Origin of the sequence: Streptomyces sp. NBRC 110611, assembly GCF_001590865.1 — a bacterium.
Lineage (GTDB): Bacteria > Actinomycetota > Actinomycetes > Streptomycetales > Streptomycetaceae > Streptomyces.
Genome location: NZ_BBUY01000020.1, coordinates 83,602 through 105,072, shown reverse-complemented (window position 1 = coordinate 105,072; position 21,471 = coordinate 83,602). Strand labels below are relative to the sequence as shown.

21 protein-coding genes are annotated in these 21,471 nt (G+C 67.6%); 5 read left to right on the top strand and 16 right to left on the bottom strand.

Annotated elements, in window-relative coordinates:
* Positions 1–182: 182 nt before the first annotated feature.
* The 14 genes from AZE13_RS28740 to AZE13_RS28680 all read right to left on the bottom strand — a co-directional run bounded on the left by AZE13_RS28740 (position 183) and on the right by AZE13_RS28680 (position 14,859).
* Entirely contained in the window at positions 183–1,004 is an 822-nt protein-coding gene (locus AZE13_RS28740; RefSeq protein ID WP_066938295.1) for a hypothetical protein, read from the bottom strand.
* Between the two features lie 321 nt (positions 1,005–1,325).
* Entirely contained in the window at positions 1,326–2,141 is an 816-nt protein-coding gene (locus tag AZE13_RS28735) for an NUDIX domain-containing protein (protein ID WP_066938293.1), read from the bottom strand.
* 31 nt (positions 2,142–2,172) lie between these two features.
* Entirely contained in the window at positions 2,173–4,122 is a 1,950-nt protein-coding gene (locus AZE13_RS28730) for an ABC transporter ATP-binding protein (protein ID WP_066938290.1), read from the bottom strand.
* Between the two features lie 295 nt (positions 4,123–4,417).
* On the bottom strand, positions 4,418–5,518 hold the full coding sequence (locus AZE13_RS34605; protein ID WP_079124470.1) for a hypothetical protein: 1,101 nt from the start codon (positions 5,516–5,518) through the stop codon (positions 4,418–4,420).
* Position 5,519: 1 nt separating this feature from the next.
* Positions 5,520–7,616, bottom strand: coding sequence for a methyltransferase, FxLD system (gene fxlM / locus AZE13_RS28715; RefSeq protein ID WP_066938283.1), 2,097 nt, complete (start codon positions 7,614–7,616; stop codon positions 5,520–5,522).
* A 17-nt stretch (positions 7,617–7,633) separates the two neighbouring features.
* Positions 7,634–8,893 carry a lanthionine synthetase C family protein gene (locus tag AZE13_RS28710; protein WP_066938280.1) on the bottom strand — a complete coding sequence of 420 codons (1,260 nt, stop codon included), beginning with the start codon at positions 8,891–8,893 and terminating at the stop codon, positions 7,634–7,636.
* Between the two features lie 2 nt (positions 8,894–8,895).
* Positions 8,896–11,988, bottom strand: a complete 3,093-nt coding sequence (locus AZE13_RS28705; RefSeq protein ID WP_107288488.1) for a lantibiotic dehydratase — start codon at positions 11,986–11,988, stop codon at positions 8,896–8,898.
* An 88-nt stretch (positions 11,989–12,076) separates the two neighbouring features.
* Entirely contained in the window at positions 12,077–12,256 is a 180-nt protein-coding gene (locus AZE13_RS28700; RefSeq protein WP_066938278.1) for an FxLD family lanthipeptide, read from the bottom strand.
* Between the two features lie 40 nt (positions 12,257–12,296).
* Entirely contained in the window at positions 12,297–12,428 is a 132-nt protein-coding gene (locus AZE13_RS34600) for an FxLD family lanthipeptide (protein WP_079124468.1), read from the bottom strand.
* A gap of 112 nt (positions 12,429–12,540) precedes the next feature.
* Positions 12,541–12,717, bottom strand: coding sequence for an FxLD family lanthipeptide (locus AZE13_RS34595; protein ID WP_181690478.1), 177 nt, complete (start codon positions 12,715–12,717; stop codon positions 12,541–12,543).
* 208 nt (positions 12,718–12,925) lie between these two features.
* Positions 12,926–13,393: a LuxR C-terminal-related transcriptional regulator gene (locus AZE13_RS28695; protein ID WP_066938275.1), complete on the bottom strand. Its 468-nt coding sequence runs from the start codon at positions 13,391–13,393 to the stop codon at positions 12,926–12,928.
* A gap of 52 nt (positions 13,394–13,445) precedes the next feature.
* A complete protein-coding gene (locus AZE13_RS28690) occupies positions 13,446–13,943 on the bottom strand; it encodes a DUF6302 family protein (protein WP_066938271.1) in 498 nt (165 codons plus the stop codon).
* Positions 13,940–14,422, bottom strand: a complete 483-nt coding sequence (locus AZE13_RS28685; protein ID WP_079124466.1) for a DUF6415 family natural product biosynthesis protein — start codon at positions 14,420–14,422, stop codon at positions 13,940–13,942. The genes AZE13_RS28690 and AZE13_RS28685 overlap by 4 nt, the downstream gene beginning before the upstream one ends.
* Positions 14,422–14,859: an ATP-binding protein gene (locus tag AZE13_RS28680; protein ID WP_066938268.1), complete on the bottom strand. Its 438-nt coding sequence runs from the start codon at positions 14,857–14,859 to the stop codon at positions 14,422–14,424. The genes AZE13_RS28685 and AZE13_RS28680 overlap by 1 nt, the downstream gene beginning before the upstream one ends.
* Before the next feature lie 206 nt (positions 14,860–15,065).
* Here AZE13_RS28680 and AZE13_RS28675 point away from each other — a divergent pair, with 206 nt between their 5' ends.
* A complete protein-coding gene (locus AZE13_RS28675) occupies positions 15,066–15,869 on the top strand; it encodes an aminotransferase class IV family protein (RefSeq protein WP_258528043.1) in 804 nt (267 codons plus the stop codon).
* An 87-nt stretch (positions 15,870–15,956) separates the two neighbouring features.
* Positions 15,957–16,817 (top strand): SUMF1/EgtB/PvdO family nonheme iron enzyme, encoded by an 861-nt coding sequence (locus tag AZE13_RS28670; RefSeq protein ID WP_066938328.1) that lies wholly within the window; start codon positions 15,957–15,959, stop codon positions 16,815–16,817.
* Between the two features lie 38 nt (positions 16,818–16,855).
* Here AZE13_RS28670 and AZE13_RS28665 read toward each other — a convergent pair whose 3' ends face one another.
* Together AZE13_RS28665 and AZE13_RS28660 are read right to left on the bottom strand one after the other, a co-directional pair.
* Complete coding sequence (locus tag AZE13_RS28665) at positions 16,856–17,395, bottom strand: hypothetical protein (RefSeq protein ID WP_258528041.1); 540 nt, start codon at positions 17,393–17,395, stop codon at positions 16,856–16,858.
* Between the two features lie 14 nt (positions 17,396–17,409).
* Entirely contained in the window at positions 17,410–18,210 is an 801-nt protein-coding gene (locus AZE13_RS28660; RefSeq protein WP_181690477.1) for a TauD/TfdA family dioxygenase, read from the bottom strand.
* A gap of 168 nt (positions 18,211–18,378) precedes the next feature.
* Here AZE13_RS28660 and AZE13_RS28655 point away from each other — a divergent pair, with 168 nt between their 5' ends.
* From AZE13_RS28655 to AZE13_RS28645, 3 genes are all read left to right on the top strand, one after another.
* Entirely contained in the window at positions 18,379–18,798 is a 420-nt protein-coding gene (locus tag AZE13_RS28655; RefSeq protein ID WP_066938265.1) for an NUDIX hydrolase, read from the top strand.
* A gap of 6 nt (positions 18,799–18,804) precedes the next feature.
* The gene (locus tag AZE13_RS37185) at positions 18,805–19,968 is read left to right on the top strand and encodes a helix-turn-helix domain-containing protein (protein WP_181690476.1); all 1,164 of its coding nucleotides are present in this window, start codon (positions 18,805–18,807) and stop codon (positions 19,966–19,968) included.
* Between the two features lie 192 nt (positions 19,969–20,160).
* On the top strand, positions 20,161–21,405 hold the full coding sequence (locus AZE13_RS28645; RefSeq protein WP_066938263.1) for a helix-turn-helix domain-containing protein: 1,245 nt from the start codon (positions 20,161–20,163) through the stop codon (positions 21,403–21,405).
* The last annotated feature ends 66 nt before the right edge of the window (positions 21,406–21,471 follow it).

Sequence of the window (21,471 nt, the reverse complement as noted above, 5' to 3'; positions counted from 1 at the left end):
CAGCTCGACGCACACTGTGGGCATGGGCTCGGCGCCAATCATCGTGCACCGCCTGTCATCCGGCCTCTTGGGCAGCAATGGCCCCAACGCCGCCCACTCCGCGTCCGTCAGATCTTTCCGCTGAGCAATTAAGAACAATGGGTCGCGTTATCGGGTGTCACCCTCTAGCTGATGGGAAACCTTCACCGGCCGATCGCCAGCCCGGGCAGCACGAGCAGGCCGCCCTCCTCACACCACACGTCCACCACCTTCACCGCGCTGGGCGACGGCACTTCGCGCAGGCGCAACTCCTCGACTGCCATCCGGGCGGCGGCAGCAGCCCCCTCCGCGCCGAGGTCGTGGAAATCTCTCTGCCACCAGCCCGCGATCTGGACCTGCCATCCTCTGGTTTCCATTACGGCTGCAGGGGTTCCACCGGGCACCGCCCGATCATCTACGAGCAGCAGCACGCCCTCGGCCTCCGAACAGAGCACCGTAATCCGACCCAGGGAGCGTTGATCGATGCTTCGAGGAACGATGCTGAACCCCGTCATGTCATCTGGGCCGAGCTGGGCCGGCACCTGCTCCCACCAGGAACCCAGCAGCGCCGTGAGGGACTCCTGTAGCCATGACCAGTCAGGCGCCGGCGGTACGGAGGGAAAACTGAGCGGCGGGCTTCCCACAGCTTCCTTATACAGTTGCCACAGGTACGGGACGCCGGCGTAGTACGACGCGGGATCGCAGTGAGTGCAGGAGGCGAAACGTGCCCGCTCAGCGGCTTCGAGTTCCGTAGTGGGCCGCACTGAGAATTGCAGCCCCTGCGCCCCGCGGTCGAGCAGCAGCGTCTGGCGGGGGCTGCGCCAACGGACGACTGGGCCGTAGGCGGAGGCCCCGTACAGCGTCGGCGGTCCGATCCGCTTCACGGCAATGCCCAGGACCTCGGCCGTCGCGGTCCTCCGTGCGGCGGCCGAAAGAGCCTGGTCATACTCGCGGAGCGTTATGGGCGGTCGCTGAAAGTCGTACATCGACGGGTGATCGTGGAGGTGCTCAGCTAGATCACCTATGCGCCCTTCGGGCGATATTGCGCCCATATGCGAACTCTACAAAAACATGCTGATCTGGCAAGGCGGGCAGCCTGACACAGGGTGTGCTCCACTGCTGTGCCCTGCGCGGCGCCCCGCAACGACGGCGGACTCTGCGGGTGTACCTGTCATTGGTTGGTCTGGGTTGCCGCCGGTGTGAGGGGAGCAGCGGCCGTTGTTGCTCATTCCTCCGCGCTTCGTCGCCGACAGGGTTGCAGGAGGCGGCGCCGCAATGCGTCGCACGGCTGGCCGGTGTGCAGGTTTTCACGCCCCTGTGTCGCTGGAGAGGTAGTCCGCTGCTTCCGAGGTCCCGAATCCGAGTGCGGTGATGCGGTTCCGGTAGTGCGGGGCGAGCGTGTCCAGGCTGCTGATCTTCTCCAGCGAAACCCACTCCAGACCGATCTGGTCGCTGTCCGCGTGGTGGCCGCCAGTTAGCTCAGGGCTCCCGGAGAGAGTGCAGTGGAAGGCGATCTCGATGCGGTGAACGAGGTCGCTGTCCTGCGGGAAGTCGCCCGGATCGCTCGCCCACTCGCGTACCCACAGCAGTTGGCCGGCGGTGACGGTCAGTCCGGTCTCCTCAAGGACCTCGCGCTCAGCCGCCTGCGGCAGGGGCTCGCCGGGATGCTGTCCGCCGCCGGGCAGGAAGTGGCACTCCCGGCCGCGCCAGAGGTTCCGCGTCAACAGCACGTTCCCGTCGTGGATGATCACTGCCTTGGCGGAGTTCCTGATCCGGGTCTGGGTGCGCTGGGACGGCAGGCGTCCTGTTCCTTCGAGGGCGCGGCTGGCCTTGGCTGTGAGTTGGTTGGTGAAGAACTCTTCCGGGTCAGGGTGCATGCGGGCGAGGGCGACCATGCTCGTGATGATGACGTCGGCGACTTCGGCCTGGACGTCGTCCCAGGTGTGGGAGAGGCCCTTGCGGGGGTTGGTTCCGGTCAGGCCGATGACGGCCTGGGCGGCTTCGCCGGTTTCTTCGGCGATCTTGAGGACTTGCAGGATCCAGTTCTGCTCGCGGGGCAGGTCGGACATGGTGTCGTAGTAGTCCGCGAGGGCGTGGACGGTGTTCCAAGCATCGGGCTGCACGGCGTCTCCTGTGTTGATGGTCGGTTAGCGTTCAGCGGTCGTTCGACAAGGCCAGCAGCTCAGCGAAGGTACCGCCTGTGTGCACGAGTTCGTCGTACCGTCCCTGTTCGATAACGCGGCCGTGCTGGGTAACGAGGATGCGGTCGGCGATCTTGGTGTTTTCCAGACGGTGGGTGACCATCACAGTGATGCGGTCGCCCGCGATGGCCTTGACCTCTTCGAACATGTCGTGTTCGCCGCGCGGGTCCATCTGTGAAGTGGGCTCGTCAAGGATCAGCAGTGGCGGCTTGCGGTACAGAGCGCGCGAGCACGCAATACGCTGCCACTGCCCGCCGGACAGTTCCGCGCCGCCGAAGACCTCGCGGGCCAGCAGGGTATCCAGCCCGTCGGGCAGTTCCTCGATCGCCTCGCGCATCCCGACAGCGTCGATGGCCTCCCAGACGGCTGCATCGTCATGAGTGCGAGGCTGACCCAAGGTGACGTTCTCCCGGGCCCGCAGCGGCCACTGGGCGAAGATCTGCGGGACCAGAGCGGTGCACTCCCACACCGAGTCCGGGTCCACTTCCGCGAGGTCGATCCCGTTCCAGGTGACGCGTCCTTTGTCGGCGAGGTAGATACCGGTGAGAAGCCGAGTCAAGGTCGACTTGCCTGCGCCGTTGTCGCCGACGATGGCGAGGATCTCTCCACGCCGGAGGGTGAGCGAGATCCCGTCCACGGCCGGCTTGTCCTTGCCCGGGTAGCGGTAGACCACGTCCTCCAGACGGATCTCCTGTACGGGCGCGGACACCCGCACTACACCGCGGCGGGGGGCGGGTTCCACAGTCTTGTCACGGAGGGGCGGGGTTGTCTCTACCGTGCCGCGCTGGGGGGTGCATGTCGCTGCGTGATCGAGGAATGCCTGCATGTCGGTCAGGTACAGGCTGGTGTGGAAGACCGCGGCGCCGTTGGTGACGAGCTGGTTGAGTGCGGCCAGCGTGGTCTGCACGGCGACCACGGCCGTGGCGCCGATGGCGAGGGGGATGCGGCCGGTGGAGGTCAGCCACGCGAGCCCAGCCCAGGTAGTGGTGAGGCAGACGCCGCCGATCAGTGCCGCGGTGAGATTGATGCGCAGGGTGCGCGGTGCGGCGGTGAGCGTGCGGCGGGTGATGCGATGGGACAGGCACCGGTACCAGAAGCTGAGGTATCCAATCATCGAGTTTGCGCGGACTTCGTCGGCGTACTTGGGGGTGGTGGCCCACCAGCGGGTCATTCCCTTGACATTGCGGTCGCGGATGTTGCCGTAGTGGACTTCGTAGTCGACCCGGGCGGACAGTAGGGCGCCAAGACCAGTGGGGACCACTGTGAGAACCAGAAGGGGGAACATTAGCGGGTGCAGGACGGACAGGACGCCGCATGCGGTGACGAGCTTGACCAGCGCAGACAGGAAGCGTGACGCGTCGGTGATCATGACGTGAGTGCGGATGACGCCCATCTCGGCCGCCTCCTGGCGGTCGGAGAACCCGTCCGTGGCGAGCGCGGAAGCCTCGACGTTCAGGACGGCTTCGACGAGGGCGATGTCTGCGTCCGCGTTCACCTGCGGGGTCAAACGGCATTCAGCGTACTGCGACACCGCGGAGCACACACGTGCGAGCCCCGCCGCGAGAGCCACGACTACGAGCGCAGGCAGCGCCTGGTGAAGCCGCTGCGAAACCGTGCCGCTGGTGTCCAGCAGGGCCTGCATAGTGTGGGCGGTGCCGGTCAGCAGCACGGCCGCGGCCACACCGGCAGCGACTTTGCAGGACATCAGCACGATCACGGCCGCACGGTCGATCCTCCATGCCATGCGCGCGATGCGCCCGAGAACTGAGGGGAGACGCGAGCACAGTCGCCCGAAGGATGCCTCCGCCATCGGGTTGATGGAGTACTGGCCGCTGTACGTGATCTCAGCTGGGGGAGGTGAAGGCGGGGAAGTACTCTCGTTCGTCGTATCGGTAGACGTCAATTGCATTTCCTCCCAGGTAAGTTGCGTACCTACTGTCGGTGTCGGGACCAACGACGCACATCAGCTTTTCGAACACACGTGTTTCGGTCGTGTCGTCGCCCCGCGATTGCGCGATGAGCTCGGCGCGCACCCCTGCCTCACCGCACCCGGCCGTTGTGAGATCTTGGCTGAATCGCTTCAGTGCAGCTCGGTTGCCAGGTCAGGCGTCCCGACGTCGGAGGCGATCAGCGCGGCGTAGTCCCCCCGATGCGCCTGTGGTGTATGAGCTTTCCTGCGGCTGACGGCCGAGCCTTCGTCAGCGCAGAGAAGTTGTGGCCAGGGCGCGTTCCGTAGCTGCCGCGCTCATCCCTACGGCGCTAAGCAGATCCTGTTCCAGGTTCCGGGGCATATGGCCTTGGCCGAGCCCTGCGGAGACGACGACCGCGGACAGACCACGTCGCTCAGCGGAGCTCAGCTGTTCACGGTAGCGTGCGCAAGCAAGTACCTCGCGCGCGACATATCCGTCTCCGAATGTCGCCGCTTCATCAACGATCCGGTCATAGACCTCAGCGGCTGCGTCCCTGTTGGAGAGATCGACCACGGTAAGACCCACGCGGGTACGAAACACGGCGAGTTCGCGCGCACAATCGAGGCTGAGGTAGTCCCTGACCATAGCCGCGACGGAGGCTGAGTCCGGGTTCCCCGAGATCGCGAGGCACAGGGCACCGAGGCAAGAGGCAACAGCGCGTTCCCACCCTTCGGACAGTGTGCTGCGCTTGAGGAACTCCAAGGCTGAGGCGGGCTCTCCGCCGAGGCAGCGGGCCAAGGCTTCCACTTGGCGCCCGTCGAAGAGCCGGTTGCCGACTCCGCGATGCCGCTGGGCGTGTGCCCGTGCGCGGTCCCATCGGCCAGCTGCCACGAGGGCACGGGTTCCGTCACCGAGCAGGGTGGTCCACAGCCATTGGCAGAGCTGTCGGTGGTCGTCGTCTGAGGACGTGAGGTTTCGAAAGGATAAGACGCGGCCGTCGATGACGGCTTCTCCGCGTGATCTGGCTGCTCGGTTCAGGGTATCGAGCAGTTGGTAGGCACCGTCACCATCGCCGTCGCGAATGAGCAGACGGGCGAGGTTGACGAGGGGTTCCAGGGCATACCGAGCCTCCTGTGCACCCAGGGGCTGGGCGCACAGGTAGACCTCGGTGTGGCGCCAGCACAGAGCGCGCGCGAGTTCCGGCATACCGCAGTCGCTGGCGATCAGAGCCGCCTTGTTCTGAGCGACAGCGGCTGAGGTGAGCTTGCCGTCGCGCCTGGCGGAGCGCGCCAAGTCGGCGATTTCCTCAACCCGTTCGGCGAGGGGCAGGCATGCTGGGCGCGGACGGGCCACCAGCGGAAACCGTCGTGCTATCTGGCTGGCGTCCATCTCACTGCCACTCGATGATGATGCGGTTCAAGGCGTTGTCGAAGGCGAAACGGCCAGGCTTCGGAGCTGGCGGCGCGGCGGCGAGGGGTTGGATTTCAAACTCGACCTCGCGGCCCCGGAAGTCGCGGTCCCAGGTGCGGACTTCTGCAGCGACCCGTCCGGCCAGTTCGTGGCCACCGGAACCGTGGCCGATGACGCCGAACTCGTACAGGGTGGCGCCATCCGGCGCCTTCTCGGCGGCTGTGCGACGGGTCAGGTAAGCGAGCCCACCCTTCTCGAAGATTGTGCCGGAGCTCATGTACGGGGCTGTGAGCAGGCCGCTTTCGATGGCTTCCTTCTTGACTGTCATCCGGCTGAGCCCGTTCGGCATCGCGCAGGCCAGCCACAGCTCCAGCCATTCGGCCGACTCCGGGCCCCGGAAGTTCACGCCCGTCCACGCCTCGGTGCGTGGCTGCTGGAGAATGCCTGCCAGCCCGTCCGCGTCGACCGTCTGGTCTCCGTTGGCCACGAGCGTGACGGTGTTGTCGGGGGTGAGTGGCACGAAGGTGCGCGGGTCGTCGGCGATACCGTGCCTGAGCGGCATGAACGTGTTCATTTTGCTTCCGACGCTGCGCCATGCGCCGTCCCTGTGCTCGAAGGCGATGGAGCGGGAAACGCTGCCACGTAGCCGCAGCGGCGTGAGCAGGCGTCCGCCGGGGGCGAGCTGGTCAAGCCAGGCGTGGGGAACTGCGTGGGCGCCCACCGTGGCGACGATGCGGTCATACGGTGCGTTGCCGGCGTAGCCGACTGCCCCGTCACCGAGGATGACCGTCACGTTGTTGATACCCGCGGCGGCCAGCCCGAAGCGGGCGCCCTCCACGATGTCGTCGTCCACGTCGATGGTGGTGATGTGGCCCTCCTCGCCGACCAGATAGCCCAGGAGCCCGGCGTTGAAGCCCGTGCCGGCCCCCAGCTCCAGCACCTTCTGCCGCGGTTCGACTTCCAGCTGCTCCAGCATGATCCCCACGATGTCGGGCTGGGAAGCGCAGCTGATGGATGCGCCGCCGTCGTCGAACTTGGTGTTGACGGGTGCGTTCCCGTACGCCTCCTCCAGCGGAGCGTTCGGCACGAAGAGGTGGCGGGGCACCGCCCGCATTGCTTCTTCCACACGGGGTGTACGGACGGACCCGTCCTCGACCAGCCGGTCGATCAGCTTGGTGCGCAGGCGCTCGGCGGGGGTCTCTTCGATCGTGTCACTGTTCACCCCGCTGACCGTAGTGCCGGGGGCTTCTTCGGTCGGGGTGGACGCAGCGTTGTCCCTCGTTCCCATGACTACCTCTCTGGCTAGTGTTGACAGTGCGCGCTGGTCCTCCCTGGGGAGGCCCAAGCGGTTCCAGTGGAAGATTCCGTGGTGGGCGAGCACGGCGCGGAGTCCGCGCTCCAGATGACCGCGGTGATTGAGGTCGGCGAGTTGCTGGCCAAGCCGGTCGAACGTGGCGATCCAGTCGGCCAAGGGTGCAAGGCGGCCGCCTGTGACGAGGCGGCTGGTCGAGCTGACGTCGACGGTCATGAGCCGGTGAACGGCGCTCTTGAGCCGGGCGGGCGGAGGCGGCCCGCTGCCATCTGTACGCTCCGCAGCGATCTTCGCCCACACGTCGCCCTGCTCGTACCAGTCCAGCCCGGCGCCGCGCATGGCCACGCTGAGCAGCAGGATCGCCAGCTCGCGTCGGCCCAGGCCGGGCGTGTTCGGTTGCGCAGGCTGGCGGGCGAGGTGGTCGAGGACGTGGCGGCTGTCGTGGTGGAACAGGACGTGCGCGGCCTCCATGGCTGCGGAGCCCCCGAACACGATCGTCTCGGGCTCGTAGAGGCCCGGTGTCCAGGAGTCGAGCACGCCTATGTTGACCAGCTCGTCCAGCGCGCGGTCGAGCCGCTCCGCGTCGTCGGGGCCCGTGGGGCGGTAGCGCAGACGCCAGGAGGGATACTTGCGCAGAAATGACCACTGGGTGAGCCCGCCATCCTGGCTGTCCAGCAGCGGCAGCAGATGTTCCACCGCTACGGTCTCCGCGCTGGACCAGTCGGCGAACTGAATGACGCGCTGGGGCCACTCGCCATGTGTCATGCGTCCTCTTTCCATGGTCAGTTGATCAGGAAGCAGGAGTCCCAGCCAGACATGGACGATGTGTCGGCCTGGAAGGAGTGGAGTGCGAGGGCAGTGCCCGCTGCCCCTTCAAGGAGCCCGATGTCCCCGCCGTCTGGCGCGTGCAGCAGCGAAGCGGCCAGTTCATCGGGAGCAGTGCCGGTGATCGGGGCAAGGAGGCGGGGCAGGCACTCGGTCAGTCCGGAGGTGATCGATTTGGCGGCCACGAGCTGAGTGATATACGCCAGCCCGGCGAAGCCATGGCACAGGGAGAGGTCGACGGTCTCGTTGAGCTGGTCGGGGTCGGTTATGGCGCGCAATAGCGCGTCCTCGGACATGCGTTGGCGTACGGTGTTGCCGGTGGCGAGGGCGGCGAGCTGCTGTGCGCGGGCGAAGCCCGCGGTCCCGTAGCACCAGGACGGGCGGTACGGCCCATGGCCCGGCTGTCCAGATCGGAGCTGCTCGCGGGTGATCCAGTACGGCCACCACGGGCCCGCCGGTCCGTCCTGCTGCCACCGGTCGAGCCAGGCGCAGACCCGCCGGATGGCCTCGGTGTGGCCGTTCACGGTGATGCCATGTCGAGCGGACAGGGCCAGCAGGGCGAGCGGGCCGGCGATGCCGTGGGCGAGGCCGTTGTTGGCGTGCCCCTCGGGGTAGTCCGGGGACGGTTTGCCGGAGGGGGCAAGGTGGCTCCACCAGCCGGGCAGGAGTTCCCCGTCGTGCTTGACCGGCTCGGTCAGCCGCACGAGGTAGCTGAGGACGTCGCGGAGCAGTTCGGTGTGTACGTCGCGGCGCAGCAGGAGGGCGCCCATGCCGCTCAGGCCGCGGATGGTGTCGAACTCCGCCAGCGCGGGCATCTCGCCCCGGTCCATGCGGGCGTGGGCTCGCTCAAGGCGCTGGCGTGCCGCCGCAGCGATGTGCCGGTCGAGGGTGTCGAGAGCGCGGGCGTAGCGGCCGGGCCGGTCTGCTGCAGCGTGCAGCGCGAAGGCGAGCGCCGGTGCCCCGTAGTAGAGGTGGCTGCCGTCGCCGCCGACTGCTGGATCGGCGGCGGCGCATGAGAGCCAGGCGTGGGCCCGCTGCCACGGGCCGTGCTCGGTGCGGGCCCGCTCGATGTGCAGCAGCGCCACGCCGACGGCGCCGTGCGCCAGGGACTGCGGCCACCACCCTTGCTTCAGGTCCAGGCCGCAGGCGTGGTCCGGTGTGGCGAGGCGGTCGGCGATCGTGTCGACGGCTGCTCCCGCGGATTCGCGCAGTTCCATGGTCATCCCCTCCGTGCTCTCCAGGCCAGGGCGGCTGCGCGGGCAAGCCGTACGCAGGTGCGCTCGTCGTCTTTGTCGATGCCGACGGTCCGGATGTGGTGGGCGTGTAACAGCGAGTCGAGGACCGTGTTGGGGTCGATGCCGTCGGCTTCGCGCAGCTGGGCCCGGTAGCGGGCGACTGCTTGGTCGCGATCAGCCCACGCGGCGACGACGGCCGGCCCGCCGGCGGCGGCACGCAGCGCCGCCCAGTCGTCCGTCGGGTCGGCCAGGCGTACCGCCTCGCCGAGCACTTGCCGGTCCAGGGGGCGCGGGTCCGTGATCCTTCCGTACGTGATCAGCCAGTCCATGCCCTCCTGCGTGCTGCCAGTGAAAGCGGCGGCGAGCGAGACGAAGTTCGCTGCGGCGAGAGCCTGTGGATGGGGGCGGTTGGGCTGGGCGAACTGTACGGCCAGCGTGCGCGAGTCCGCGGCGAAGACTTCCTCGGCCAAGCGCATCAGCTGGCCCGCGCCCCACCGGCCGGCCTCCGGGTAGGAGGTGGCGAACTGCATGTCGCTCAGCAGGCCGCGACGCCGAAGCTGCGCCGCCCATGCGCTGACGCGGCTCGCGACCGTCTCGAAGTCGGCGGGCTCGGGTGTCGCGACGCGCAGCCGCAGGTGCCACCGGGGGTCGCGGTAGCGCATGTACCACCACGTCGGTGGCTCATCCCACTTCGCTAGGAGGCCGGGCAGGTGGTGGGCCAGGATTTCGGCGTGCCGCTCGACATGCCCGTACAGCTTGACCAGCAGCCAGGGCGAGGCACCCGGCAGATAGCCGTGGTCGCGCGTGAGTACGCGGTCGATGGTCACGGGCGGCACCTTCGGCCACTGCGGAGCACAAGCAGCCGTCATGGGGACGACGACCTCGTGAGCCCGCCCCTCGAACCAGCCGCCATCGGGGCCGGCTTCGGTAAGCACGGCGGATTCAGCTGTCTCCAGATGGGCACGCAGCAGCACCAGGTGCGCGCTCTCGGAGAGGTCCAGCGGCAGCAGCCGGTCGCCGTCGGTGAGCGCGACGACTTCCGGTACTCGGCGCCGAGTTCGCCACTCCTCCACTGCCTTGTTCCATTGCTCCCATGAGGCGCGCCGGTCGGCCACGTCCGAACGATTCAGACGCCAGCGGGCGGGGGAGAGGACCGCGCGTCCGTAGCGCACGCGCGGCAGGAACGGCAGCGTCGCGGCTGCGATCCACGGGAACGGAGTCAGGACGGCGCACTGAGATCTGCTGATCTCGACAAGGAACCGCGCAAGCGGAGGTGTGTGGGCTCGCAGGTCGAGGGCGTGCAGGGTTATCGGATCCAGCAGGCACCCGCGGGAGAGAGAGGCAAGGTAGAGCCTGCTTCGGTCGCAGCCCACGGCCAGGTCGTCGAGCGCGATGGTCCGTGCGTCGGGCGGCCGGTGTTCGGCGAGGCTGATCACGGCCGGCAGCAGCTCGGGCGCACGGGTGACGTGGGCGTCACTGCGATCCAGGGGCGCGAAGGAGACCTGGGTGGGTAACGCGCCGGGTGCGGCCACGGGCAGCTGTTCCAGCACGGAGGCAGCCCGGGCTTGGTCGGTCGGGTCCAGCAGGCCGAGGAACCGGCCGCTCGTGGTGCCGATGCCGCGCGAAGGGCCAAGGGCGGTGAGAGCGAAGTCTCCCTCGGCGAGTGCGGCTGGGGAGGTGGCATGAAGCTGGAAGCGCAGCTCCAGGTGAGGCGGCAGCTGCATCTGCTCCTGGTCCCCGACTGTGAGGTCGTTGATCAGGTCCTCATCCAGCTGAATCTCGTCGCGGCCGTCGAGCGCAGCCGCCTGGGCGAGCGAGAGCAGCTGCTGCTCGCGGGGGCTCAGTGCCTCTCGTTGTTCGGGTTCTGCATCCAGATAGCCGGCTGGGAACCCTAGCCCGGCATCCGGGTCCACCACGTCCAGAACAGGGACCAGGGAGCCGACGCCGTACCGCTCGAAGAAGCGGTTGTGGAAGTCTTTCCACGCAGGCGTGCCGAAGGGGAACGCGGTGAGGCGGGCCAGTGCGGAGGCCGCCTTCTCTGCCTCGCGGGCAACGGACGAGGGCAGGACGAGCGAGCAGTCCATGCGCAGATCCACCGCCACCGGTTGATCCGCGACGCTGCTCATCGCCCTCATCTTGTCGCGCAGGCCGGTGCGCAGGCGCCGCCCGTCCGTCGGCGTGAGAGCCTGGTTGTGCTGGACCATGCCGTCGCGGACCGCCCGCAGCTGCATGATGAGGTCCGCTACCAATGGCACATCGCCGGCGTCGGCGGCCTCGGCCTGCTTCACCAGATGGTCGAGAGCGTCGAGAGTCGCGGACGGCGCGTGCAGGCTGCTGATGAGGGCGCTGTTGTGCACCAGGCTGGTGACCAGACCAGCCACCCGGGGCGCTGATGCCTCGGGGAACTCGGCTCTCACGGTGTCCACCAGCTCGGCGAAGCGGATGGGGGCTCGGGCAGCGTCGACAGCGATCCGGACGGCGGACGTTAATCGCAGGGACACCTCAGCCGGTCGGGTGCTGCCCGTCCGGCGCGACCGGGGCGGGTAGGGCACGATCAGCCGGTCGCCCCGTACGAACGCCGTGGTGTTGGCCATTACGGGCAATCGCTGCAACAGGGCCGGGCATGCTTCGAGGCGGGTGATCACGTCGCTGATCCACGCCGCGTCGGCCCGTGCGATGGCGCGATGCCAGTCGCCCCAGGCCACACTGGGCTCAGACCCGAAGGAGACGGGCGCGATTCCCGCGAACAGACCGTGGGGCGTCGCGCGGCCAGTCATCCGCAGCACATACCGGATCACAGAAACCAGCGTGCGGCGCAGTTGACGGGCCTCCGGGGCAGAGGCCGAGCACATCGCCTCTACCTGCCGGGCGAGCAGGGGACTCGCATGCTCGATGGCCTCGGTGACCGTCTCGATCGCCCAGACCTCGCGCAGCCACGTCTGCCACCGCCTCACCTGGCCCGGTGAGTCGTCGGTGAAGTCCGGCCACGCTGGCAGCGGCAGCTTGGCGTAGCGGGTGGCCCGGACAAGTGCCACATCCGCGCTCCGATACAGCAGCCCGCCGTTCCTGGAATCCATGCGCCCTCCCTGATTCGTGAAGTCCGGTGGTGCCGGCCCGTACAGCGAGCACTCGCTGTACGGGCCGGCACCGGACGATGCGGCGAGGTCAGGCCACGTTGGTGGCGCAAGACCCCTGGCAGCTGGGCTTGCACCCATCGTCGGTCAGGTTGATCAGTGCGGCGGACCCGTCACCGGACTCCAGGACCCTGATGTCGAGGCCGAAGGAGTCCGTGGTCGTTGCGGCGGTCGCGGGCTGCGACTGCCGCTCGATCGTGCTGGCGTCCATGGCCAGTTCTCCTACTCGTCGCGGTGGAAGACGGTCAGGTTCAGGCGACGTTGGTGGCGCACGGGCTGGAGCACGTGCTGCCGCACCCGTCGTCGGTGAGGTTGATCAGCGTCGCGGTCCCGTCATCGGACTCCAAGATGCTGATGTCCAGGTCGAATTCGTCGTTGTCCATGCGGTTCCTCCTCTAGATTGGGTGTATGGCTCCGAGGGAGCCGGTGTGGGTGCCGCTGTGGTGGGCGGCGTCCGGGACATCCAGGTGTCTCGTCCCGGAGTTCTGGTGCTGGTCAGGCCGCGTTCGACACGCAGGCGTTGCCGCACGTCGCCATGCAGCCGCCGTCGTATGCGGCCACCGCGCCGACCGTCCCACCGGACTCGATAACGCTGACGTCGAGGTCGAACGGGTCCTGCGGGGTGGCCGCCCGCACCGGCTGCGGGCGGCATTCCTTCGTAATGGGAGCCACAGCACATCCTCCTGATCGATGGGGTGGTGCAGGACGCCTGATACCTAACGACTACGCCGGGCGCCAGGAGACCGAGATCCGGCTGTGTATCTTGTCGATGATCCGGTCGCCGGTGATCCGGTCATCGGGCGTGCCCGCCGGGTAGACGGTGATGCGCGGGCCGGGCCCGCTGTGTACGCGTTCCAGTCGGGGGCGGTGGAGGAGGGCGTCAGCACAGCCATGCGATCACCTGGTCCCGGGTCAGGATCCGATGCTCCCAAGCCCGCGTGATGGCGTGAGCGCGGTTCCGCGCCTGCAGGCTCGCCAGCAGTTCGCGGCCATCCCGGCGGATGATTTCGACCCCGCGCTTCAGTTCGCTGGCCATCTGCGCGGAGGACATCCCTTGTGCGATGAGCGGCACGAGGTCGTGCTGTTCACGGGTCAGGCGCAGCGACTCGGGGTCCAGCAGGTCCGGCCGGGCGATGGCCTCGGTGGCGTAGCCGACGGCGAGCGCGGCAGCCGTCTCACTGACCCCGTATAGCTTCCGTTTGGCGAGCTTGAGGTAGCCCGAGGCCGTACCCTCCCGGATCTTGAGGCGCAGCGCGACCGCGGCGAGCATGCTGCCGTCGGCCAGGCCCTCAAGGACCTGCTTCTCCCTCGGGGCGAGGATGATCCTGGTGACGGTCGTCGTGGTCACTGTTCTCCTCCTTGTTGGGTATGAGCGATCTGCCGGTACGACGCGTCGAATCTCACGTCCGTAGTGAGACGTTGGGGCTCGTCAGGTGGCTCTGAGCTGTGGGGGAACACGGTTCGGAGAACTTTGAAGAAGGGGTCTGTGAGTGGTCCCTCACGAAGGCAGCGATGGCGCTGTCGCTGTAGCCGTAGAAGCTGCCAAAGACCTCGTCGCTCTCCCACCATGGGAGACCGGGTTCGCCCCACTCGACGGTGTGGCGGGTGTCGCGATACGGAGACCAGCGGATACGCAGGTTCGGGAAACCGGGAACGGTGCTGAGAAGTGCGCGGGCTTCAACGGCGTGCACGAGTTGCTCGAAGCTCGCGTATCCGCCTCGTCGCCCGCTGCCTACTGGGACGGCCAGTACTGGGATGCGGAAGAGTGCGACCGCGACGCCGGCGTCGGCGAGACTGGGGACGGCCAGGCGCTCGCGAAAGTAGTCGTAGTCGAACGCGTCCCTTGGGGGCAGCAGCCGCGCGTGGGGCCTGGCGCGGGACGCCGTAGCCGTACTCATTCCGTTCCCTTCATGTACTGGGCGGCGACGAGCCGTTCAACGAGTTCGTTGACGACCCAGCCGACTTGGCGCAGGTGACCCTGGGCCTTGGCGGGCTCGGCTGGAAGGGGAGAGGCACGTAGGGTCTCGCCGCGGAGGAGTAGGCGGGCAACGTCGTCTTCCTTCTCGTTGGCTTCGTTGGCAATCGAGATGGTGGCGAGCTGGCTGAGATGGGCGTGGAGGCGCCGAAGTAGTGTCGGCATGTCCATCGCGGTGGGCGGTAAGTCGTCCAGGGCCTCGGCGACGTCGTCCAAGAGTGACCCCACATCGAACGGTGTCCAGCCCCTCAGCCGACCGAGGATGCCGATGAGTTCGCCGGCACTGTGAGGAGGCTTCCACGGCTCAAGGTCGCGACTGGGGCGCGTCGTCATCATCGGCTCGCATGTGGTTGAGCTCTGTCCGCACAGTTCGACCGAGGTGGCAACACCGACGGCGACCATCACGACCTCCCCTCGGGGATCCGGAACGTGCACCACGTGGTCTTGCCGTCATTGCTGACGCCCCACTTCCGGGAGAGGACCTTGACGAGAAGCAGCCCACGGCCCGACGGATCAGCGTCGTTCGCCAGACGCATCGTGGCGGGCTCCGGGTTGCCGTCGACGACCTCGACGCGGACCTCGCTACTGCGATACCGGACGCGCAGCGAGACGTCCCCTACTCCGTGCGTGACGCCGTTGGTCACCAGTTCAGAGACACCGAGCACGATGTTGTCCGCCAAGGGTTCGCTCACCTTGAGCCACCGCAGGAAGGCGCTGGTGATCCGACGCGAGCAGCCGACCCACACCGTGTCCGGAGCGAAGGACACCTCGAAGGCGGCGTACGCCGGCCGCGGCAGCGGTCTCGCAGTGACCGGTGCGACGGCTGTTGCGATGGTCATCGGTGGCCTCCCGGAAGGGCGGTGTGGGGCAGCGTGCGCCTTGCGGGGGCATAGCGTCGCGCAGCCGGACACATCTCGAAGATCACTCTCTGTGTTCGCTCGGTGACCAGCGAACACCGTGCGGCGTGAAGGGGGGAAGGAAGTTTCGGGGAAGTTGACGCGTCAGTAACCGCCGAACAGGTGCCGGAGCCGGGCGCCTCCCTGACATGCTGGGCCGCATGCTCACACTCGATGGACAGCCCGCCACCGCCGCCGACTTGCAGCCGTTGGCCCTCACGAACCTCGCCCACTTCACGTCCATGCGCGTCGATACCGATGGCTCTATCCGCGGCCTCTCGCTCCACATGGAACGCCTCGTGCGGGACTGCAAGATCGTCTTCGGTGCCGACCTGGACACCGACCGTGTTCGCGCCTACGTCCGGCAGGGTCTGGCAGGGCAGGACAGGCCGTGCACTGTCCGCGTCACGATCTACGACCCGAAGGTCGACATGGGCCGCCCGGCTGACGCCGACGATCCGCACATCCTCGTGTCCGTGCGCGGCGCTGGAACGATTCCCCCGGCGCCATTGCGCGCGATGAGCGTCACGTACGAGCGTGATCTGCCCGAGGTCAAGCACACGGGGCTGTTCGGCGCTTTGCACGCCCGCCGCACAGCGCAGCTCGCCGGATACGGAGACGCCCTGTTCGTCGGCCGCGACGGCTACGTATCCGAAGGCGGCACCTGGAACGTCGGCTTCGTCGACGGAGAGGGAACCGTGGTGTGGCCGAAGGCTCCCGTCTTGCCCGGTGTGACGACGGCCCTGCTCCAGCAGCACGTCACAGCCATCGAGCATCGCACCGCGACCGTCACCCTCGACCAGGCCAAGGGTATGGCCGCCGCGTTCGCCACGAACACCTCCATCGGCGTCCGGCCGCTGTCGGCCATCGACGACACGACCCTGCCCACGGAGCACCCCGTGATGAGCGCGCTCACTGAGACCTACCTGTCCATCACCGGAGAAACCCTGTAGACGCAGGGCGAGGGGGCGAGCGTGGCGACAGGCGGCGTCACTCGATGGACCGGACGTGAGATCGCTCTGCTGCGCGAAGCACTGCGCATGGACGGCGAGGAGTTCGCGGCGAAGGTCGGCATCAGCCATCGGCAGCTCAAGAACTGGGAAGGCCGCGGAGCAACGATCTCGCCGCGCCCGAGCAACCAGGCCGCACTGGACACCCTGCACTCCACGGCGCCCCCGGCCGCCCAATGGCGCTTCGCTCAAATGCTCACCGAAGATGCCGCCGCGGGCCATGACGAGCGCACGGAAGAGCTGCTGCGTCGCGACCCGCGGACGGTCCGCCACCCCGTCGACGGCAAAGTCATGGCGCTCGTCGAGGAAGGCATCTACCTCTCCGGAGGGGGGAACTCGTCGATCTGGATCGACGAGTTCCGCATCGACGTATACCCCACGACCAACCTCGATTACGAGGGGTTCGTTCGCGCCACCGGGCACAAGCCCCCACAGCACTGGCCGCCCGGGGGCCGCTGCCCGAGCGACCTGCGCGACCATCCTGTCGTCTGGGTGACCTGGGGCGACGCCAACGCGTACGCGCGTTGGGCGGGCAAGTCGTTGCCCACGGCCCGGCAGTGGGAGAAAGCAGCCCGCGGCCCGAAGGGGCGCTCCTACCCCTGGGGCGAGGAGCCGACAGCCGCGAAGTGCAACACCGCCGAGTCGGGCATCGGCTCCACGACCCCCGTCACGCGCTACCAGTCCGGCGTCAGCCCGTACGGCGTCCAGGACCTGTGCGGCAACGTGTGGGAGTGGTGCTCCACACCCGGTACCGACGGGCCCGGCCGGTACCAGTTGAAGGGCTCCGCGTTCAGCAGCCCGTTCGAGCGCGCCGCGCCTGCTCTCGAGAACGCGGCCAACTCCACGATGAAGGACAACGACACCGGGTTCCGCTGTGTCAGCGTCGTGTAGCAAGGCGCCGGCGCGGCCAGCCCCGCGGGCCAGGGTCATCATCGGCGGCCAACCTCAGCATCCGGTGCTACCACAGCGATGAACCCGAAGTGCTCAGCGAACCACTCGAGTTGCTGCTTGTACTCACTGGCGTGTGGACTGATAACGAAGGGCGTAATCACGACGACACCGTCTGCGTACCCGGCCCGGATCTGCTGGCGAACCGTGCACCATCCCGGTCGCACCAAGGGGTCGGTCGTGCCGTGGTGGTCCGAGTAGCTCTGCCCCACCCCGACCTGCCAGGACTGACGCACCGCGACCAAGGAGTGCCGCGGCTCCTGACCCCCGACGGAGAGCGCGTACAGGCACACCCGCGGCATCCGGCTACTCGCACGGACCCGCCCCGCAATCCGTTCGAGGTTGTCCCGCCGAGCTGCCTCAAGCGGAGCGTACGGGTCGGTCTCGACGCGGATCTTGCCCGGATGCACCTCTGCTACGAAGGCACGCTCCCGATCCATCCAGCCATGCCCCGTTCCGCGGACAACGGCGCTCTGGCGCATCATTGCCCCCGGCTTCGCCGGCGTGTGCGTGACCGTCATGCTTCGCTTCACCGTCATCCCGCCTCAGAGAGCATGGCCGGAGGGACGGCCTCCGGCGCGGGCGCGAACCCGCGCGTCATGGGGATGCGTGGATTCCCAAGGGCACGCCAGCAGAGCCGATCGCCGGTGAAGGCACGGCGAGCGTGGAGCCAACGTTCGTTGTCCAGCAGATAGCCCTGGCCAGGCGCCAAGGCCAGCGTGATCTGATGGCTTACCGCCGCGGTCCTCAGTTGTGGAAGGTGAGGCTGGACGATCGGGCTCCAGCGTGCGAGTCGGTCGAGCCGCAGGCGAACGGACACCCGCTGGCTGCGGTGGACGGTGAACACCTGCGTGGTGTGACCGTCTCCGGCTCCGAAGAACGCTGTGCGGGGCTGCGCCAGCGCCAGCCCCGCCTCCTGCCCACCGAGGAACAGGTCAGTGTGAACCGCCTGCCCGTCGGTAAGCAGCGACTCCCCTCCCGTCACCGCGGCCTGCCCGCACACGAGCAGCATTAGACGAGGCGGATTGGGCGTGCCGGAGCGTTCGGTGTGTGGAGCGAGTTCCCCATGGCCGAATCCGGCGAAGCCCGCTCGGTGCGGGTGTCGGCGGGTGTCGCGAATGGTAGTGAGGCCGTCCGAGTCGCTATCGCGGTGCGGTACGAGGTGCATGATCCGAGTGGCGAAGGCGAGCACCGCGTCGCGCGAGGTGAGGCCATCGAGAGTGACCAGGCCCATGTCCCGCAGCTGCGCCGCGATCGCCGCCTCTACGCTCGGCACCATGAGGTCGATGCGGTGGTGCGCGAAAGCGTCGGCGTACGGCTGATGGGGTCGGCGCATCACGGAACTCCTTCGCTGCGATGTCGTGCTCCCACTGTTCGGAGCCGCTGGGCTGGGGGTAAAGCGACAGATTGTCGACTCGGGCAATTCGCCCAGGAAGGAGTTCGGTTGCGGGTGGCGTGGTACGTTCCGAGCGGCCCCGGCCATCCGTGCAATCCGAGGAGAGCGATGGTGTACACGCCCCCTACCTGGCCCGTCTCCGTCAAGGGCGTTGCAGTGGACAGCCGTCGACGCGTACTGCTGCTGAAGAACGAACGCGAGGAGTGGGAGCTGCCCGGCGGACGACTCGAAGCAACGGACCCCACCCCGGAGCTGACGGCGCAGAGGGAGATCGAGGAGGAGACCGGCTGGACAGTGAAGGCCGGCCCTCTGTTGGACGTGTGGATCTACCAGCCCTTGCCCGAGACTCTGCCAGACCGCCGGGTCGTGATCGTCACCTATGGCTGCACTGTGCTCACCCCGGATACGGAGCCCGTGGTCAGCAACGAGCACAAGGAACTCGGCCTGTTCACCGCTGAAGAAGTGCCACGGTTGACGATGCCCGAGGGATACAAGCAGTCTATCGCGGCCTGGTACGAACGGATGTGACCACCGATGGGCGGCGACAAGGTGGCACGGCGCTCGCAACACACCCTGTGGCACTGGGCCACCCCGCAGGCCGAAGCAATCCTCGCCACCCGCGACCTCGGCGCCATCCTGCGCTTCCACCGCGCCGTGCACGGCATGAACCAATCCGAACTCGGACAGGTCCTCGGCTACGACAAGACATACATCTCGCTTCTCGAACTGGGTAAACGGAGCCTTGATGATCTCGGCTCCCGCCGACACATCGCCGAGTCCCTGCGTCTTCCCCCTCACGTACTGGGCGTCACGGACCCCGCCGATACCGACCACCGCGCCATGCTGCAGTTCGGTGAGTCCACCGTCCGCCTCGCCGAGATCGCCCGACAATCGGGCCACGCGTCCGAAGCCGTCGCCGAGCTGTGGCCGTTGATCGCCCGGCTCGAAGCGAGGGTCGAGGACGGACACACGGAACGGGAGGCCCTGCACCTCCTGGGCCGAGCCCGTGTCGGCCTGGGCGTCGCTCTCGGCAATGTCCTGCCGGAGGAGCGTCTGAGCACCGCTGCCCGCTGGACCGGGAAGAGCGTCGACATCGCGCGGTACTTCGGCGACCCGACCTTCACCTCCTACGTGCTGCGCATGCACGGCAATGAACTGCGCAAGGCCCGCCTCCACGGAGCCGCCGTCGACCGGTTGCGGCACGCCGTTGCCCTCGCACCGAATCAGGAGGCAAGAGCCGCCGCACTTCCCCTCCTCGCCCGTGCCGCCGGCACGCTTCGCAACCAGCCCTTGTTCGACAGGGTGATGCAGGAAACGGACCGACTCGTTGACGAGACCGAGCACACCTCGCTGTTCAACCCCTACGCACTGCACGAGATTCGCTTGCGCGGGTTGATCTCCACCGGCCGAATCGACGTCGCCATACAACGGGTCGAGCAGGGCAGTCCCGCACCGACGACCACCGTCGCACCTCAGTGGCGCGTGATCGAGCTCATCACCGTGTCCCAAGTACGGATGGCCGCCAACGACTACTGCGGCGCCGCTCAGTCCCTGCTCACCGCAGTCGACGAGGCTGGCCGCCAGCGCCTTCCCCACCAGTTGCAGCGCATCCTGCGCGCCGCTGGCAACCGGCTGCCGGAGATCAGTGAGGCAGCAGACCATGCCCTGGACCGGATACGGCAAGAGTTGGCCGCCTAGCTTGGCCCCGTTCCAGAACTTCACCGGTTGGCCTCGGTTGGCCGTCTTGAGGAACCTGGTCATGGGCCTATCGCATCGTGCGTCCAAGTGGCCTGCCAGGGGAATCCAGAGGGGGAAAATCTGTCAAGGGGGAAACTGACGGGGGGACTTGGGGCCATGATTGGATTCCGTCCACCCACAGAGGTCACACTCATGCCAGCAGATCCGTTCGCTGAACTGCTCCTTCGGCTTCGTAAGAAGACAGGACGCACACAGGAGCAGCAGGCAGAAGCGATCAACGCTGTTTCCGGCCGGGACAGCATGACCCGACGGGAGATCAACCGATACGAGCACGGCGAGAACATCCCCACCAACCACACGCTCGGGCATATTGCGGTGGCCTGCGGTTTACCCCCTGAAGAACTGCGGCGGGAGGCAGCAGCCGCCCGCGCCCGACGGAGGAAGGCGGGCAGCCGTGAAGGGGAGGACCTGGACGACGTGAAACGCCGCACGCTACTCGGGGGCGCAATCCTCGGCGCGGCCTCCGCTGCCGAGCCATGGGGCCGTCTTGCTCACGCCCTCGGCAAGGGAGCCAAGATCGACTCAGTTGCGGCAGGCGCTCTGATTGACCGAGCGAGCGCCCTCCATGTGAGCGAGGACCACCTCACAGCTCAGCAGCTTCAGGGCTTGGTGGAGTCGCACCTTGACGCGATCACTGCCGCGCTTCCCCGTGCCGGCAAGCACGAGCGGGCGCTGACGATTGCTGCCGGAGAAACCGCCGCCTTGGCAGGATGGGTCGCTTGGGACTTGGGGGACTACGACAGGGCTCGCGCCTACTACGACGTCACAGAGGACTGTGCAGCGTCGGCCGGGCACCCGCCGCTCCGGGCGCTGGCTCTGGCCTACGCCAGCTACGGTGCCGCTACGCCTGAGAAGGCGGCGGAGCTTCTGGCTCAAGCTGCCAAGGATGTGCGGGGGCATGGCAATGCCGCTGCTGCCGCTTGGGTTCACGGCCGGTACGCAGAGGAGGTGGCGAATGCCGGAGATGACACAGGTGCTCTGCGAGCCCTGGACCGGGCCAGGGTCGTGTACGACTTCGCCGATCATGCCAACGAGCAAGCATGGGTACGCTTCGTAACCCCGTACCGGGTCGACTCGCTGGCGCTGTCGGTGTACGGGCAACTCCGGCGGAAGGAACTTACCGAAGCGGCAGAGACCGCGGTCAGCCGGCTGGGCGGAGCTCTGCCGGATTCCGGCGTCGTCGTGTTGGGCGACCTCGCCTCAGCACTCCTGCGCGGCGGCGACATCGACCAAGGTGTCTATGTGTCACGCCAGTTCGCGGCCGCCGCAGAAGCGCGACCGAACACCATGGGCAGGGAGCGTGCTCAGGCTATCGCTGCCGGGCTCCCGGACAGCGAGCATGAACTCGCTCACCATCTGCTGCAGTTCGCTGCCTGACCCAGTCCGCAACTGCCGAAAGTGAGCGTCCGTGCCGCAAACCCGACCGGACGCTCACCTCCAGGG